Origin of the sequence: Fischerella thermalis PCC 7521 (assembly GCF_000317225.1) — a bacterium.
Lineage (GTDB): Bacteria > Cyanobacteriota > Cyanobacteriia > Cyanobacteriales > Nostocaceae > Fischerella > Fischerella thermalis.
Window position 1 is genome coordinate 31,766 of sequence record NZ_AJLL01000090.1, and the last position, 16,756, is coordinate 48,521.

The 16,756-nt window shown below is 41.7% G+C and carries 11 protein-coding genes; 6 read left to right on the plus strand and 5 right to left on the minus strand.

Annotated elements, in window-relative coordinates; genetic code table 11:
- The 4 genes from UYK_RS0119190 to UYK_RS0119205 all read right to left on the minus strand — a co-directional run bounded on the left by UYK_RS0119190 (position 1) and on the right by UYK_RS0119205 (position 4,980).
- Positions 1-861 carry an ABC transporter permease gene (locus UYK_RS0119190; RefSeq protein ID WP_016871977.1) on the minus strand — a complete coding sequence of 287 codons (861 nt, stop codon included), beginning with the start codon at positions 859-861 and terminating at the stop codon, positions 1-3.
- Positions 862-1,012: 151 nt separating this feature from the next.
- Positions 1,013-2,503 (minus strand): asparagine synthetase B family protein, encoded by a 1,491-nt coding sequence (locus UYK_RS0119195; RefSeq protein WP_009454146.1) that lies wholly within the window; start codon positions 2,501-2,503, stop codon positions 1,013-1,015.
- 36 nt (positions 2,504-2,539) lie between these two features.
- Entirely contained in the window at positions 2,540-3,613 is a 1,074-nt protein-coding gene (locus UYK_RS0119200; RefSeq protein ID WP_009454147.1) for a glycosyltransferase family 2 protein, read from the minus strand.
- A 77-nt stretch (positions 3,614-3,690) separates the two neighbouring features.
- Positions 3,691-4,980, minus strand: a complete 1,290-nt coding sequence (locus UYK_RS0119205; RefSeq protein ID WP_016871978.1) for a glycosyltransferase — start codon at positions 4,978-4,980, stop codon at positions 3,691-3,693.
- Positions 4,981-5,526: 546 nt separating this feature from the next.
- Between UYK_RS0119205 and UYK_RS0119210 the strand changes: the two genes are divergently transcribed.
- Complete coding sequence (locus tag UYK_RS0119210; RefSeq protein WP_009454149.1) at positions 5,527-7,089, plus strand: FAD-dependent monooxygenase family protein; 1,563 nt, start codon at positions 5,527-5,529, stop codon at positions 7,087-7,089.
- A 150-nt stretch (positions 7,090-7,239) separates the two neighbouring features.
- Here UYK_RS0119210 and UYK_RS0119215 read toward each other — a convergent pair whose 3' ends face one another.
- Positions 7,240-8,526 (minus strand): aspartate aminotransferase family protein, encoded by a 1,287-nt coding sequence (locus tag UYK_RS0119215; RefSeq protein ID WP_009454150.1) that lies wholly within the window; start codon positions 8,524-8,526, stop codon positions 7,240-7,242.
- Between the two features lie 141 nt (positions 8,527-8,667).
- Between UYK_RS0119215 and UYK_RS0119220 the strand changes: the two genes are divergently transcribed.
- From UYK_RS0119220 to UYK_RS0119240, 5 genes are all read left to right on the plus strand, one after another.
- Positions 8,668-9,732 (plus strand): potassium channel family protein, encoded by a 1,065-nt coding sequence (locus UYK_RS0119220; RefSeq protein ID WP_009454151.1) that lies wholly within the window; start codon positions 8,668-8,670, stop codon positions 9,730-9,732.
- Between the two features lie 694 nt (positions 9,733-10,426).
- Complete coding sequence (locus tag UYK_RS0119225; RefSeq protein WP_009454152.1) at positions 10,427-11,656, plus strand: transaldolase; 1,230 nt, start codon at positions 10,427-10,429, stop codon at positions 11,654-11,656.
- Positions 11,657-11,666: 10 nt separating this feature from the next.
- Positions 11,667-12,305, plus strand: a complete 639-nt coding sequence (locus UYK_RS0119230; protein ID WP_009454153.1) for a histidine phosphatase family protein — start codon at positions 11,667-11,669, stop codon at positions 12,303-12,305.
- An 83-nt stretch (positions 12,306-12,388) separates the two neighbouring features.
- On the plus strand, positions 12,389-13,612 hold the full coding sequence (locus UYK_RS0119235) for an acetate/propionate family kinase (protein WP_016871979.1): 1,224 nt from the start codon (positions 12,389-12,391) through the stop codon (positions 13,610-13,612).
- A 502-nt stretch (positions 13,613-14,114) separates the two neighbouring features.
- A complete protein-coding gene (locus tag UYK_RS0119240; RefSeq protein WP_026086519.1) occupies positions 14,115-16,670 on the plus strand; it encodes a dynamin family protein in 2,556 nt (851 codons plus the stop codon).
- Positions 16,671-16,756: the final 86 nt, after the last annotated feature.

Consider the following 16,756-nt stretch of genomic DNA (forward strand, 5'->3'; position numbering starts at 1 on the left):
TTAAGAACTTACTCTTTCAACTACGAAAGGCATGGCAAGACGAAAGGCGATCCAAGTCAGTAGTAAACCAATAATAGTAATTGCACTGACTACCCAAAATCCTAAAGGTTCTGATACTACTCCTGTGGTTGCTAACTCTCGAGTTGTGACTAATAGAGGAGTTACAGGATTAAGCTTAACTAAATATCCAAATGTTCCTTCATTAGGAACTGCATAAACTACTGGAGTTAAAAACAGCCAAAATCCTGTGATTAAACTTAGCCCTTTAGATACATCTTGATATAAAACTCCAAAAGGGGCTAATAAAATACCGATGAATGTTCCTAGTAAAACTAAGTGAATTAATGCTACTGGCGCTATAATCACCGTCCAACTTACGGAAACACGAAAGAATATAAATAATGCCACTATCAATATTGTTTTAATGCCAAAGTTAAAAAACACTTCACCTAGCTTTGCTAAAATCAGTGCTTCTCGGGGGAAATTAACTCTGGCTAACATCGGCTTGGCAACTGTCACTGCTTGCACTGGGCCGTTTAATGCTTCTACAAATGTTTGCCACAGAGCAGTGCTGAACATGACGTAAGCTGGGTAGGGTATATCTGTCACCCCGACATTGATAACTTGGGCACCCTTGGCAAGGGTAAAGCTAGCTGCCATAACAATAGGGGGTAAGAAAGCCCAGGCTATTCCTAAAAATGATTGACGATACTGGGCGCTAATATCACGTACCATTAGCCGCCAAGCGAGTTCACGAGAAGCAAGTAAGTCTCGCCACATTTGTTGGAGTAATCGGAGGGGATGCTTCAGACTACTTTCTGGTGTATGAATCACCTCGGGTAGCTGATGTTTTGAATGCATGTTTGGCTTCAAAGTTTTTCACCCTACTACACTGTAATACATTGCCAATCACAGGTGGGTTTTATCCACTATATCTATATGACTGAGATATTCTCAATTTAGACTGTGATGTGGCAAAATTTGGATTTTTATTTACTGACAATAAAAAAGACTACCGCGATCGCAGTTTTCTGGCAACGATCCGGGGTATATATAAAGGGTCATATGAAGATTTGATGATCATTGCCCGTAGTTTGCCAAAATATTCGTCACTGGGGTTGCAAGGGTAACAAGATATTTGAGGGACGGCTTGAGAAATCAAATCGAGCTGATACTTGGCATTGAGGCGGCGGTTTTCGGCAATGCTAAGCATTAAGGCATAGGTGCGGGCAGCGTTAACAATGGGGATTCTCTGGATATTACTGAGGTCATACAACTGTTCTTTGGAACTTTGCCACCCAGCTAGGCGTTGTTCGATGTAAAACCTATCTCGCCAATCCATGTGTGCTTGGGGAGTTTGCTTCACCCATTCTAACCACTGACGCATACCTGCGATCGCACTTGAGTTTAACGGTTCCCCATAATTTCGGGCAATTTGTTGAGCGCAGATTTCGGTGTCGTCTATGGTATCAGGTAGGGAATTACGCCACATTGCTTTACCCACTTCCATGCACCAACCACCAACAGAAATACCCTCTAGGGAATCTCGTACACTTTGAAGAAAAGGCAAGGCGTCACCCTGTGAGACATGTCCTGCGCTATGTTCTGTAACGAGATGCTGACGGTTGGCTAGACTGTTGCGTCCATGCAAAAAGATGTGCTGATATCCGAGTTTTTTTGCTAGGGTAGCTGGGAGAATGCGATCGGCTACTGACATTCTGGCAGCAATCCGGGTAAAAGGTGCGATGTTGACACTGCCACGATATGCCATTGCTAGTACCAATCGTGAGTCAACACCCGCCGAAAGTCCCAGCCACAGTTTGCTCTGTTTTTGATAAAGTCGTCGCAGTGCTGTGATCATACTTTGGCTCAAAAGTTCCAAAGCCTCTTCATAGTTAAGATCAGGATTGATTGGCGGTAGCAAAGGTCGGGGTTGAATGCTACCGTCTTTGAGTTCAATAACTTGACTAGGTAAAAGCCGACTGATGTCTACAAAGCGCGAAAGTGGTGGTGTAAACCACGATAGCCCTTGTTGGTAATATAACTGCCGAGAATCAGCCTTGGGTGAAAGTATATCAGCAAGTAAAGCTGGACTGCTCGATACCCAAACTTGACCGTCGCGTGTTGTACCATAAAAGCAACCGAGAAGTCCCGAGGCATCCATATGTACCTTGCCATTACCGATTAACACCCAACGACCTGCCCAACTGGCATAGAGGTTAGGTACATCGGCGCTGGCTGTCTGAGCAATCTCTGCTAATGGTTCGGAACGGGATTCTAGGGTTTCCACAGCCACTCCCAAGATTACCCAAGTAGTCCCGTTGGCATCGATTGTCCAACTAGCAAGGAGTTCGGGACAATAGGAAATCCATGTGGAGGCATCCAACTGGCAACAATGCCAATCGTCATACACACGAAAACTTTCTGATCCAATCACAAACTGGCGACGGTGAGGCCGCATCATTAATGGGGAATTAGTAGTAAGCACAGATTCTTTTTGCATGGAGGTTGTGTCCTTGGTTTGGCAGGCACACCCTGATTAACTCTGGGATGAGGCTGTCATGGTAGATGTTGGCGGCTGTTGTGGAGGGATTTGATTTGGCAGTCCTTGCAAGTATTTTTTGGCATAGCGAGAGGTAAGATAATGGTTTAACACCTTATCTATTTGTCGCAGAATTTTGCCCACTACTCGAGAACCAAGTTTGCCAAGGGGAATTTTACGGACGAGGGGGTTGACAATTGTCATATCTCGCCGCCATCCTAAGCGTTTGTACTTGTTTTGGAAGTACTCATCTTCGCTGAGATTCCACTTGTCACGTAGATGTTTCAAGCTTGCTAGTTCCCAAGCATCACTCCACCGCAGCATATAAAAGTGTAGGTCTGTCCATTTTAAGGGCGGGCCTGGTACATAGGTTACTAAGGATTCAGGTTCCAAGTAGACTGTACCGCCAGCCTCGTTAACCATAATACACAAATCTACGTGTTCTTTCGTATTCAACAGTCCTTCATCTAAAAGACCAATCTGAGCAAATATTTCTGTGCGTACCATCATACAGTGAAACTCTGCTAACCCGGTTTGTTGCCGTTGCAGTTGGGGACGTACATCTGCTACTTTCCGTCCTTGTTTGTAAATTTTTTCAATTATTCGCCGTCTGGTAGTCTCGCCTTTAGTTTCTACTTTCACACCAGATTCTCCACCTGCACAATGCACTTCTGTGTGTAGTGGTAGGTATTGACAGATGAGGGGACTAACTATAGTGGCCCCAGTTGCTTCAGCACAATCTACTAATGGCTGCAACCAACCAGGTGTAACCACAACATCGTTGTCTATAAAGACAACATATTTACTGTTAACTTGACGTAAACCGATGTTTCTTGCATGGTTGGGGGAAAGGTAGTGATCAGTGCGAATTAGTTGAAATTTCTTCTCAACTGCTTGAGTAGCGAGGTAATTTTTGATGTGAGTAGGTGAACCTCCATCAACATAGATTAACTTGAAAGGGTAATTTGTGTTTTCGTAAATACTTTCCAAGGATTCGCGAGTGTAGCTAAAACGCTCACGAGGAACAACGACAATAGTAACTTCTGGCTCAAGAAATTGAGATTGATTCATGGTTTCAGCCTTTTTGAAATATGCAGAAAAAAGTTAAGTGAACTGTTGTGAAGAATTTTGACCAGCCTTTATCTGTTTTAGGTGTATTTAGGGCTAGCAGCCGAATCTATGCTTTGCTCTGAGCATGGCTGTAATTTATCTACTATGACTTGCTGATAAATTTTTACTAGTTCATCATTGAGGTGATTAATGTCGTAATGTTTTTCTACATAAGCACGACCAGCTTTACCCATTTGTTCCCATAACTCGGGATGCTCAATTAAATAAGTCAATTTATCTGCGATCGCATCTGCATCTCGCTCTGGAACTAATAATCCAGAAATACCATCTTGAACTAGTTCTGGAATGCCACCGTGCCGAGTAGCAATGACTGGTAAACCCATAGCCATTGCTTCTTTGAGGGTATTTACAGGAGCATCTTGATTACCATCTTTAGCGGTGACACTGGGAGCAATAAAAATGTGGGTATTATCGATAATTTGAATAATCTCTTCTTGATTTTTCCAACCTAAGAGTTTGACTTTATCTGCCACACCCAGTTCTGTAATTACTTGCTGCAAATGTGCTTTTAAGTGTCCATCGCCAATGATATTGTATTCTAGACTGGGATAGTTTTTTAAAACTTGGGCGACGGCACGAATCGCATACTCTATGCCTTTCTTTTCAACCAAGCGACCAGTCGTAGCAATATAAATTTTACCATCTGCTAGAGGCTTGCGTACTCGAAAATTAAACCGACTACAATCTATTCCAGAACCATGAACAATTATCCTCTTTTGATCACAACCTAGTTGAATTGCTCGCTGACGAAAAAACTCACAATTTGATAGAAAAAAATCTCCTTTGATAAACAACTGATTGTAAACTTTCTCTCCATACTCTTTGACATACCAGCTGATATCATAGCCCCGAAAAGAAGTGACTAACTTACCTTTGATAGCACCAATGTCACGATAAATTATTCCTGCGTTGCCCAGGATACCAAATTGACAGTGAATGATATCGTATGGTTCTGCACCTAACAAAGGAATAATTGAGTATAAAATTTTTAGAGCTGGTGTATCTTTATTGGACTTTAAAAATTTGAGCGATCGCAATATTACTAATGGAGCTTTATGAAAATTGATAATAACTAGCCACAGTGCTTTGAGCAGCCGCCAGACTTTATTATGAGGTATTTGAGGGGCATAAAAAGTATATTTTAGCAAGTCATACTTTTCTACATCTGGATGAAATTTAGCGTGATCATCAGGTCTATCACCGTAAATGTGAACTTCATGCCCTCGACAAATTAAGCCTGTAATCTGATTCAAAATAAATGTTTCCGATATGACCGGAAACTTATTAACTATGAAAGCTATTTTCATATGCTGATGTCATCACTCACTAGTTGTTGATCAACAGACAAACTGTTTAGTTGCACTATATTACATGTACTTTTAAACCTAATTATTTTTTGCTAATCAGAAATACTATCAAACACATCTTCATTATTTTTTTACAAAAAAGCAGAATAATTAAATCTTTTTTGAATTAAAAAAAACATGTTGATAAAATACCGATATGTGATAGATACAATGTTCAAAATCAAAATATTTGTGGAAAAATCGCGTAATTCAATACGGTTAGATTAAAGGCTAAGGGGAATTCAATGTATTTGTCTGTTGTTATTTTTTAACCCAAGCTCAACTTTTTCATAACCATTACTTTTAGACACAAACCGTATTGAGTCATTATCTAGCAGTGTCAAGATGATATCTGAATAAAAAATTTATGCACGTTTTTTGTGCTCTGCTGGTTTAATAATCATTTTTTAACCACGAAGACACGAAGTTCACAAAGGTAACAGTCACGACCTTATGCTTGTGGAGTCGCTACGATCAAGATCAATGACTTTGCTGGAATCAAGTTCTATGTCTTTAACCGAGGAAATTCTTTCGCAATTACCAGGTGATGTTTTAGGGGGGTTGCGTCGTAGCGATCGCCTTTTATCATCCATCAGAGAAGGTAAAGTCCCAGTACCGACGGTAGTCAGAGAAAATCAACAAGAGTTGGGTGCTGTCGATTGGGATGTTTTAATTTGCGGTGGTACTTTAGGGATTTTAATTGGCTGCGCCCTTGCCCTGCAAGGATTACAGGTAGCATTGATAGAACGGGGTAGATTGCGGGGGAGAGATCAAGAATGGAATATTTCCCGTAAAGAATTGCAAGTATTCTTAGAATTATCTCTATTAACAGATGCAGAATTAGAAAAAGCGATCGTAACAGAATATAACCCTGCCAGAGTCGGCTTTGATAACGGTGTCGAAATGTGGGTAGAAAATGTATTAAATATTGGTATAGATCCAGTATATTTACTAGAAACTTTAAAACAAAAATTTCTGGCAGCTGGTGGAAATTTATTTGAAAACACACCTTTTAAACAAGCAGTAGTTCACCCAGATGGAGTGATGATCAACAATCAATACAAAGCTAGATTGTTAATCGATGCAATGGGACACTTTTCTCCCATTACCCAACAAGCACGACAAGGACAAAAACCGGATGCAGTGTGTTTGGTAGTTGGTAGTTGCGCCCAAGGTTTTCCAGAAAATCACACTGGCGATTTAATCTTGTCTTTTACACCGATTCAAAAGCAGTGCCAATACTTTTGGGAAGCTTTTCCTGCTAGGGATGGCAGAACTACTTACATGTTTACCTATATGGATGCAGATCCACAACACATAGGATTAGAAACTTTGTTTGAAGAATATCTGCGTTTAATGCCAAAATATCAAAGCGTGGAATTACCACAACTAACATTCCAACGGGCGCTATTTGGCTTCTTTCCCTCCTATCGTCAAAGCCCCCTACATACACCTTGGAGTCGCATTCTTCCCATAGGAGATAGTAGTGGGAATCAATCTCCTTTAAGTTTTGGTGGCTTTGGGGCGATGGTGCGTCACTTGCACAGATTAACCCAAGGTATTCATGAAGCACTACAAACTGATCAATTATCTGCCAGCGCATTAGCACTACTGCAACCATATCAACCCAGCTTGAGTGTAACTTGGCTATTTCAAAAAGCCATGAGTGTTGGAGTCAATCAAAAAATTGCCCCCGAACAAATCAACGAATTGCTATCAGCAGTATTTCGGCAAATGCAACAGTCAGGTGACATGGTTTTAAAACCATTTTTACAAGATGTGGTACAGTTCCCAGCCCTAACGCAAACCTTGTTAAAAACAAGTATTGCCCATCCAGGCATTGTTGCTAAAGTTATTCCCCAAGTAGGTTTACCAGCCTTATTAAATTGGATGGTACATTACGGAAACTTAGGCATTTATTCTGCATTATTTTGGCTCAGTCAAAGATTAGAACCGTGGGAAAAATATTTACCCAGCATTTCTCAATACTATTGGCATCGCTGGATTGATACTTGGAAATATGGTTCTGGTAGTGATTATTTGGATTGCTGTAGGGGTGTAAGAATGTAAAGTATTCCTGTCAATGCATAGCTTCCCGAATAAAATTTTCTTGGTGTCTTAGTGTCTTTGTGTTTCAAAAATAATTCTTTTCACCACCAAGACACAAAGACACTAAGAAGAAAACTGTTTGTAGTAAGCGCCAAGGCGCTTACTACGAAGTTATAAAGTAGTAAGACTCGCCATTACGCGATCAACAATCTGCAACGCTGTATCTACTTCTTTTTCACTGACAATTAGGGGTGGTACAAACCGGATGACTTTAGGTCCGGCTGGTACAAGTAATAAACCTTCGTTAATAGCTGCTGTGACAACATCGCCTGCGGTAAGTTCAATGTCTGCTTTTAATTCCATACCGTTGATTAAACCCCAACCGCGTACATCAACGATGTGATTTGGATATTTGCTAGCCAAAACTCTTAAACCAGTTCGCAGTTGTTCACCCCGTTGTTGGACATTGTGTAAGATATTTTCTTGTTCTAATGTCTGGCAGACAGCTAAAGCCACACCACAAGCTAAAGGATTGCCCCCAAAGGTGCTAGCATGTTCTCCCGGTTGAAAGACATCACAGAATTTTTTGCTGATCATTGCGCCGATGGGAACACCACCACCCAAACCTTTGGCACTGGTAAAGATATCTGGTTCTACGCCAAGATATTCATAACCCCATAACTTGCCACTGCGCCCCATTCCGACTTGCACTTCATCGAAAATTAGTAAGACGCCTGTCTCATCGCAAATTTGCCGTAGTTTCTGGAAGTAGTCCACATCTCCTGGACGAACTCCGCCTTCTCCTTGTAATGGTTCAATTAGAATTGCGGCAACGCGGTAATCGCCTTCATCTAATTCGCTAATTGCTGCTTCTACTGCTGCAATATCGTTGTAAGGTACATAGTGGAATCCCGGTACTAGGGGATCAAAGTTCTTTTGATACTTCGGCTGTCCTGTGGCGGTAATAGTTGCTAGTGTACGTCCATGGAAGCTGGAGTGAGTGGTGAGAATAATAGGACGTTCGATTTGTAGTACTGTATGTGCGTATTTCCGCGCCAGTTTAATTGCAGCTTCGTTGGCTTCTGCCCCCGAATTGCAGAAAAACACGCGATCGCCACAGGAATGCTCAACTATCCATTTTGCCAATTCTCCCTGTTCGGGGATGTAGTATAAGTTAGAAACATGATGCAGTTTTTGCATCTGGCGTGTCACCGCTTCTACCATTGCTGGATGAGCATGTCCCAAGGTACATGTAGCGATTCCTGCCACAAAATCCAGATATTCCCGTCCTTGGGTATCCCAAACGCGGCAGCCTGCACCCCGTTCTAAAGCGAGGGGAAACCGCCCATAGGTAGACATCACAACCGCATCAAAACTATCAGCATCAAAGGCGCTAGATAATGTAGAACCTGACTCTGAAGTAATGGGGTGTTGTTGAACAAGAGTTTCTAGGCTCACCTGCTTAGCTCCCTAAATTCTTTATTGTAGGGTGATTCACTGGTCTGATAGAAATCTGTCAAAATTTCTTATCCTTACCTAATAGTTCATCTTAAGCTGTCACTCAGCTATCCTCAAAACGAGTGGCGATGGTGAATAATTGTGTACTCAACTCTGGAACAGAAATATCAACGCATTCAAAAAGAGTTAATGGCAGGAGCACTTGCTCTTGCTGGTGTCTTTCTGATTGGTACTCTATGGTACGCCTTAGTTGAGGGCTGGTCATGGCAAGATGCAGCATATATGACAATCATAACTTTAGCTACTGTGGGTTATGGTGAAACAAGACCACTAGGCGATCGAGGACGATTATTTACCATCGCCCTAATTTTAATGGGTGTAATCACTATAGGTTACATCGTCAACCGATTTACAGAAGCAATCATTCAAGGCTACTTTCAAGAAGGAATTCGACTTCGACAACTGCGGCGGGCAATGGAATCTTTATCAGGGCATTACATCATCTGTGGATTTAGTCGGACTGGTCGGCAAATTGCTATAGAATTTCAAGCAGAAGGGGTCTGTTTTGTAGTTATTGACTCTGATGTCGAATCTGTACGGAAGGCACAGGAGCAGGGTTATACCATATATCAGGGCGATGCAACGTTAGATGAAACTCTCATAAGAGTCGGCGTTGAAAGAGCAATTTGTATAGTCGCAGCCCTTCCTTCTGATGCAGAAAATTTATACATAGTCCTTTCAGCAAAATATCTAAACCCAGGTATTCGAGCGATCGCCCGCGCTAGTACAGAAGAAGCTTTGCAAAAGTTGCAACGCGCTGGTGCAGATGCTGTTATTTCTCCTTATATCACCGGTGGGAAGCGCATGGCGGCAGCTGCCCTCAGACCCCAAGTGATGGACTTCGTTGATGGAATTATCTCAGGTACAGACCGACAGTTATACATGGAAGAATTTTTGCTTGACCCAAAAGTTTGTCCGGTAGTAGGAATGACTTTAGGACAAGCCAGGTTGCGGGCGCAAACAGGTGCATTAATACTTGCTGTCCGACGCAATGATGGCACTCTCATCGGCGGCCCCACCCCTGATACAGTATTTATGCCCGCAGATGTGTTAATTGCTATGGGTACACCAGAACAGCTGCGCACCCTCAATCAACTTTTGGGGCCAATTGGTTCTAAGCAGTTAAGGAGACCAAAAAAGATTTAAGACTCTCTCTTATTGCCCTCTGCCTTCTTGGGATGTTGATATTGAATGGTAAATCAGTCAGTTAACTCAATTAAGGAAAAATCATTAGATCTTTACATTATGAAAATATTTTTACCATATCAATTCGTATTTACTAACTAATCGGATTGATAGTATTCCAATGCCAAATCAACTAGTAGTCCGCTAAACAAATTATGAAAGGTCATAGATCCCCGACTTTTTGAAAAAATCCGGGATCTGAACAACCGCAACCTCTCAAAATCAATTGGGTGGACTACTAGATTTATTTTTAAATAATTATTTGTTGTTTTATTCTCAAAGTTCAGAATTTCACAAGGATTTACTTTCTATATATCCTTAAACAAGGAAAAATAAATGCTTAACTGGCTTATCTGTTCTTGCATTCAGTTTCAATATTCATCAAAAATTACAATATCTATCAAATAGATGATTATCAAAAATCAGCAATGCTGGTAAGGTGTTTGATAGCAGTCCCACGCAAGCTAGTAAGTTTAGTTTTTTAACCTTTGTCTACTAGATATTTATTTCTAACCTACTATATTAATCACTTATGACAAAGATAAATATATCCAACGGATAATCAGTGAAAGGCTTTAACTAAAAGGATTTTTAGCTTTTGTAGAGATGCGATGAACTGCGTTTCTACAAACTTTTGACTTTAGGGTATGGAAAGATGTCTAAAACTTGGCTAGAGCAACTACAGCAAATAACCATTGTGGTTGCAGATGCGAGGGATATCAGAGCAATTGAAAATTTGAAGCCGCAAGATGCTATAACTAATCCTGCTTTGATTACTGCTGCTGCTCAAATGCCTGAATACAAAGATATATTTCACCAAACTTTGTTGCAAGCAAAGCAAGACGCAGGTGCAGGAGCGACAATTGATCAGATTGTGTCTCTGGCAGTGGATCGTTTGCTTGTGTGGTTTGGACAGAAAATTCTCAAAACAATCACAGGTCGAATATCAACACAAGTTGATGCACGGTTGTGCTATGATACGGAAGCAATTATTGCCAAAGCGCGTTATCTTGTTTCTCTGTACGAAGCAAATAATATTTCCAGAGAAAGAATTTTAATGAAAATAGCCTCTACCTGGGAGGGCATTCGTGCTGCTGAGGTTCTAGAAAAAGAAGGGATTCATTGTCATTTAAATTTACTATTTGGTATTCATCAAGCGATCGCCTGTGCGGAAGCTGGTGTGACTTTAGTTTCTACTTTGGTGGGGCGAATTGGAGATTGGTTCAAAAAAGAATCGGGACGTGAATTTTATCCAGCCACTAGAGATCCGGGAGTCTTATCAATCAGCCAATTCTATAACTACTATAAAAAATTTGGCTATCAAACCCAAATCATGGTGGCTGGCTTTCGTAACATTGACCAAATTGCAGAGTTAGCAGGTTGTGACTTACTAGCAATTTCACCTGTGCTGCTGAAAAAATTGCAATCCACAACAGGAGAATTACCGCGTCAACTTGTTCCCGCCCATGCAGCCGAAGCTCATTTCAGAAAAATACATATTGATAAATACACTTTTTACAATATGCATGAAGCCGATCGCATGGCATACCAAAAACTAGAAGAGGGAATTGTTGGTATGTCCAAAACACTGGTTGCTCTGGAACAACTTTTAGCGCAGTGGTTGGAATGTTTGGAAAACAAGTATATAAATAGCTGTAGTTGTCTCAGTTTGGGAAATATCTTTCGAGTTTACGACTTTGACGGTGATGGCTTCATCAGCCGTGAAGAGTGGACAGGAATCGATGCAGTATTTGATGCTCTTGATGTAAACCATGATGGGATCATCACTCCTGAAGAAATGGCAGGTGGATTAGGAGCAGCCTTTCACTTGTCATTCAATTCCCTTGGGTTCGCTAACAAAAGTTATGAGATGAAAAATTTATAGAGGAAATTCTGTGGTTTTAAAACTATATTTGCTACGGCACGGCGAAACAATTTACAGCCAAACCGGAGGATACTGTGGCGAACTAGACCCAGAGTTAACACCAGAAGGAACACTCATGGCTAAAGCATTCGCCGAAGCACACAGTTCCATACCTTGGACAGCAATTTATGCCAGTCCCAAAAAGCGAACTGTTGCTACAGCTAAACCATTGTGTGATGCCATAGGGATGAAAATGGAACTGCGCGATGGGCTAAAAGAAATTAACTATGGCAAATGGGAAGGTCAAGATGTCGATTTTGTCAAACAGTACTACCTAGATGATTATCTGCGTTGGTTAGCTGAACCAGCTTGGAACCCACCTACAGGAGGAGAAACAGCAGTACAGATTGCTAGTCGTGCTTCCCTTGTGATTGCAGAAATTCGGGAAAAATATTCAGATGGTAATGTTTTAGTAGTTTCTCACAAAGCAACCATCCGAATTATACTTTGCAACTTATTAGGTATTGATTTAGGACGCTATCGCGATCGCATCGATATGCCAGCTACCTCAGTCAGCATCGTCAAATTTGATACTCATGGTCCGATGCTGCAAGTCTTAGGCGATCGTAATTACATGCCAGAAGAATTGCGCTTACGACCAGGGACTTAGGAGGTGGGGAGTAAGAGATAACAACTAACAACCAACAACTAACTACTAACTACTAACTACTAACAAATGACAAATGACTAATTATGAAAATTTTAGTACTCAATTCTGGGTCGAGTAGCCAGAAAAGTCGTTTATATGAAATAGTTGGGGATCAATTATCAGAGCATCCGCCAAAACCTATTTGGCAAGCTAGTGTAGACTGGACTCATCATCAAGGATTTGCTGAACTCGAAGTTAAAACTGCTGAGAACGCGGTTTTCAAAGAAAAAATTCAGGCTGATTCCTATGCATCTGCAACTGAACGTCTGTTGCAGACTCTGCTTGAGGGTGAAACACAGGTAATCAAAGCAGCTAGGGAAATTGATGCTGTTGGTCATCGGGTAGTACATGGTGGTCAAGAATATAATCAGGCAACTTTAGTGACAGAAGAAGTCAAAGCAGCCATTAGACGTTTAGCAAGTTTTGCCCCAATTCACAATCCAGCCAACTTAGAGGGAATAGAAGCAACTGAGAAGGTATTTCCTGAGGCTGCCCAAGTGGCAGTATTTGATACAGGCTTTCACAGCCACATCCCTCTAAGCGCGGCTATTTATCCCGGCCCCTATGTGTGGTACGAAAAAGAAGGTATCCGTCGTTACGGTTTTCACGGTATTAGTCATCAGTACTGTTCCCAACGGGCAGCGCAATTATTAGGAAAAGACTTAAATTCCTTGCGACTGATTACATGTCATTTGGGCAACGGTTGCTCTTTGACAGCAATTAAAGATGGCAAGAGTATCGATACAACAATGGGATTTACCCCCTTGGATGGGTTGATGATGGGTACTCGTAGCGGTTCCCTGGATCCTGGTATTTTAATTTACCTTTTACGTAAGCAAGGGATAGATGCTGACAAAATAGATGATATTCTCAATTACGACTCTGGATTGAAAGGTATTTCGGGCATATCTGGTGATATGCGTGCTATTCAAACTGCCATTGGTGAAGGTAATACCCGCGCCCAGTTAGCTTTTGATATGTATATTCATAGATTGCGATCGCACATTGGTTCGATGTTGGCTGTACTGGGAGGATTAGACGCGATTGTCTTTACTGGTGGTATCGGGGAAAATCATTCTTTAACGCGATCGTCAGCCTGTGAAGCCTTTGCCTTCTTAGGACTAAAACTTGATGAAACCAAAAATCAAGCTTCACCCAAAGATCAAGATATTGCAGCAGTAGATTCCAGTATTCGCGTTTTAGTCATCCAAACTCAAGAAGATTGGGCGATCACGCAGGAATGCTGGCATTTATTGTACAAAAGTTAATAGTTAGTGGTTTGTCGTTAGTGGTTAATAGTTGGTTGTTACTCCTGCCGTTAAGTCAGGGCTGGCAAAGAAAGGTGTACGATTTGCGATCGCTTTCACGTTTATAGCAAATGTTGTCGTGTTAATAAACAACTCTGCGTTCAAAAAGATTACGACTTTACGCAAAACTGTACTAAGACACCAAGCATTTTTAAGACATTTATAGAAAAATCTCACAACACTTACCTCACCCCATCCTATCGGACACCCCTCTCCGATCTCGCGGAGAGGGGCGGGGGTGAGGTTTTTTATTGGAACTACCTTGATTCAATACAAATTTATGCAAACTTCTACTAAGTTTTGCAATTTGGAAACAATCAGAACAAACAAATTGCTAAACTTTTTTGATTAAAAACCAAGTTATAACTATGGCTATTGCTGTAAATCGAAAATTCACGGCTGTCCTACGTAGTAACTAACTAATAACTCATAACCGACAACTGATAACAGCGTGGGAATTAGTATGAAAAGTGACATGGCGATCGCACAACTAAGGCAGTACAAAGAATATGGGGAATCCGTTCTCCAAAGCCTGGAGTTAGTATCACAAAATCCACCTCCCCAGGAAAGCTGGTTTCCTAATAGTATCCATGAAAACATTCAAAGGTTAAAAGCATCTGCACAAAGGGTAGTAGAAATTGCTTCTTCACCTGTGAAAATAGGCGTCATGGGTGAATTCAGTAGTGGCAAAACTTTATTAATTGGAAGTCTCATTGGCTACGCCGATGCTTTACCTGTCAGTGAAACCCCTACCACTGGCAACGTTACCGCAATTCATTTGCGTCAGCAACCAGACTTACAAACAACACAAATTGGTAAGTACACCGTTCATTATCTCTCAGACGAGGGTGTGAAAGAGTGTCTGCGCTTTATGCTACAGGAAGTTGAAGTCCGAGCCAAAGCAGCTGAGTTATCCTTGGAATTGCTGGCTAGTCTCAAAAACTTGCACCCCACCAAAATTGTGGATAGCAACGGAATTTTGAGATGGTGTGAACAAGCTTGGAATCAGACGCAAAGTTTAGAACTGCGATCGCTACTGCGCGAGTTAGTAGTGTATATGCGTACCTACAACGCTTACGGTAAATATATTGGCGGTAAAAGCTACGAAATCGATCATACTACTGCCAAAAAAGGGTTGAGACTGGCTGAACCGCCGATGAATATCTTAGAACTCAGCTTTGATCAACTACCAGCACCTCCCCAACCTTGGGCAAATTTTGCTCAACCATCAGCCGTAGACTTACACAAAAGCTTTTCTTTGATTCGCCGCATTGATGTCACCGTCGAAGTATGCAAAGAAATTTGGGATTTATCTGCACTCCAGGGAACAAATGAATTTGTCTTGTTAGACTTTCCTGGTTTGGGTTCAGCCGACTCTGGCGTACGAGATACCTTTTTGTCACTGCGCGAACTTACAGATGTGCAAACTCTGCTGCTGCTACTCAACGGTAGATATCCTGGTGGTGCGATCGCTTCCAAAATTCGCACAATGTTGGAACGCGACAAAGGACAAGACTTAAGAGATAGAATTATTGTTGGTGTCGGACGCTTCAATCAACTTCCCCTTACCCAGAGTGACGAACGCGCCCTTGATGAACTCATAGACGAACCATTACTTTCCGAAGCAAATATATTAGAAAGCCTGGGCATTCTCCAACTTACCATTGCCAGTGCCAGCAACTTAACCACAGAGAAAAAAAATATAGTTCTACTATCCCAGCTCCACGGTTTAGCCAAACTTGCCGAACTTTCCTCCCTCATCCAAGTTTCATCCCCAGAGTTTTTGCCAGAATTAGACATACCCAACAAACTTTCAGAAGTCGAATTGCGGGAAAAATGGCAGCAACTAAGTAAAAAGCTACCACCATCCAGCACCCTGCACAAACAACTGAGTGACTTTGCAGAAGACGGTGGAATTAGTAGATTGCGATCGCTACTCAAAGAACACGTAGCACAACACGGCTTAAAACAACTTGTCGAAGATACCCAAAGAACCGTCAAAGCACTGCAAAAAGAACAAGATAACCTCAAAATCCTCCTCGAACAACTTCCCACCTATATCCCCGTCGAAGAAAACCCAAAATTTATCGAACTGCGCCACGGAATAGAAAACCTAGTAACAATTTACCGACAATTTCAAGAAGAACTAGAAAAACAACCAATACTAAAAAACCGCGACGGAGTCGCCGTGAGTGATGTGGTCAAAGACGAATTAACAAATAAAATCTTCTTTGAATGGAGCGAATGGACACTACTATTCGATCGCACCAAAAACGGAACAATTTCCCTCACCAAAGCCGACAGCATTTTTGGTGACGAAGAAGTAGAAGACACCATCCCCACCAAAAGCGATGATTTCCACTCCGCCTTCGTCCAAACCATTCAAGAAATGCAAACCTTTGCTCACGATCGCACCACCGAAGCAGTAACCGACTTTTTCAAAAAACTATCCATCGAAGTCGCCGACGAACGTACCACAGTCAATTCTGTCCTGTCACCAGACATCGAACAGTACATTCAAAACAACTTTGGCAAAAATCAACTCCGCTTATTTCGTAACCTTTTGCGCGCCGTTGATCCCATCAACAAATGGCAAAAGCTCATTATTGAACACAGTGGATTAGCCACCAATCATCATACCATCAACGCCGACACCTTATTTCCCCTAGCGCGCCAAGATGAAAAACACCCCAACGGACAAATCTTCGACTGGAGTCCCGATAAAAAATATCCGACTCCTCCCAGACCATTCAATCATCAAATAGCCGTTTTACGACTGCGGGACGAAATCACCGCCAGCGCAGGCTTACACCTAGTGCAATACGTCAGTCAACTAACCAAACAAGTAAAATTTTCCTTTTCTCGGGCCCTCAAAGAAATCGTAGATAGTCTACAAGAACTATTAAAAACCAAACACGAACCCTTACTTCGATATATCGCCGACACAGACAAAGATAAATCTACATCCATTCCCCCTTGGTTAGAAACCCTTTCTCAAGTAGCGACGATTAGGGATTAAGTCGATCAAACTCTCACCTCTCCTCTCTGTGTACTCTGCGTCTCTGCGGTTAAATAAATAATTTATCAACCGCAGAGACGCAGAGA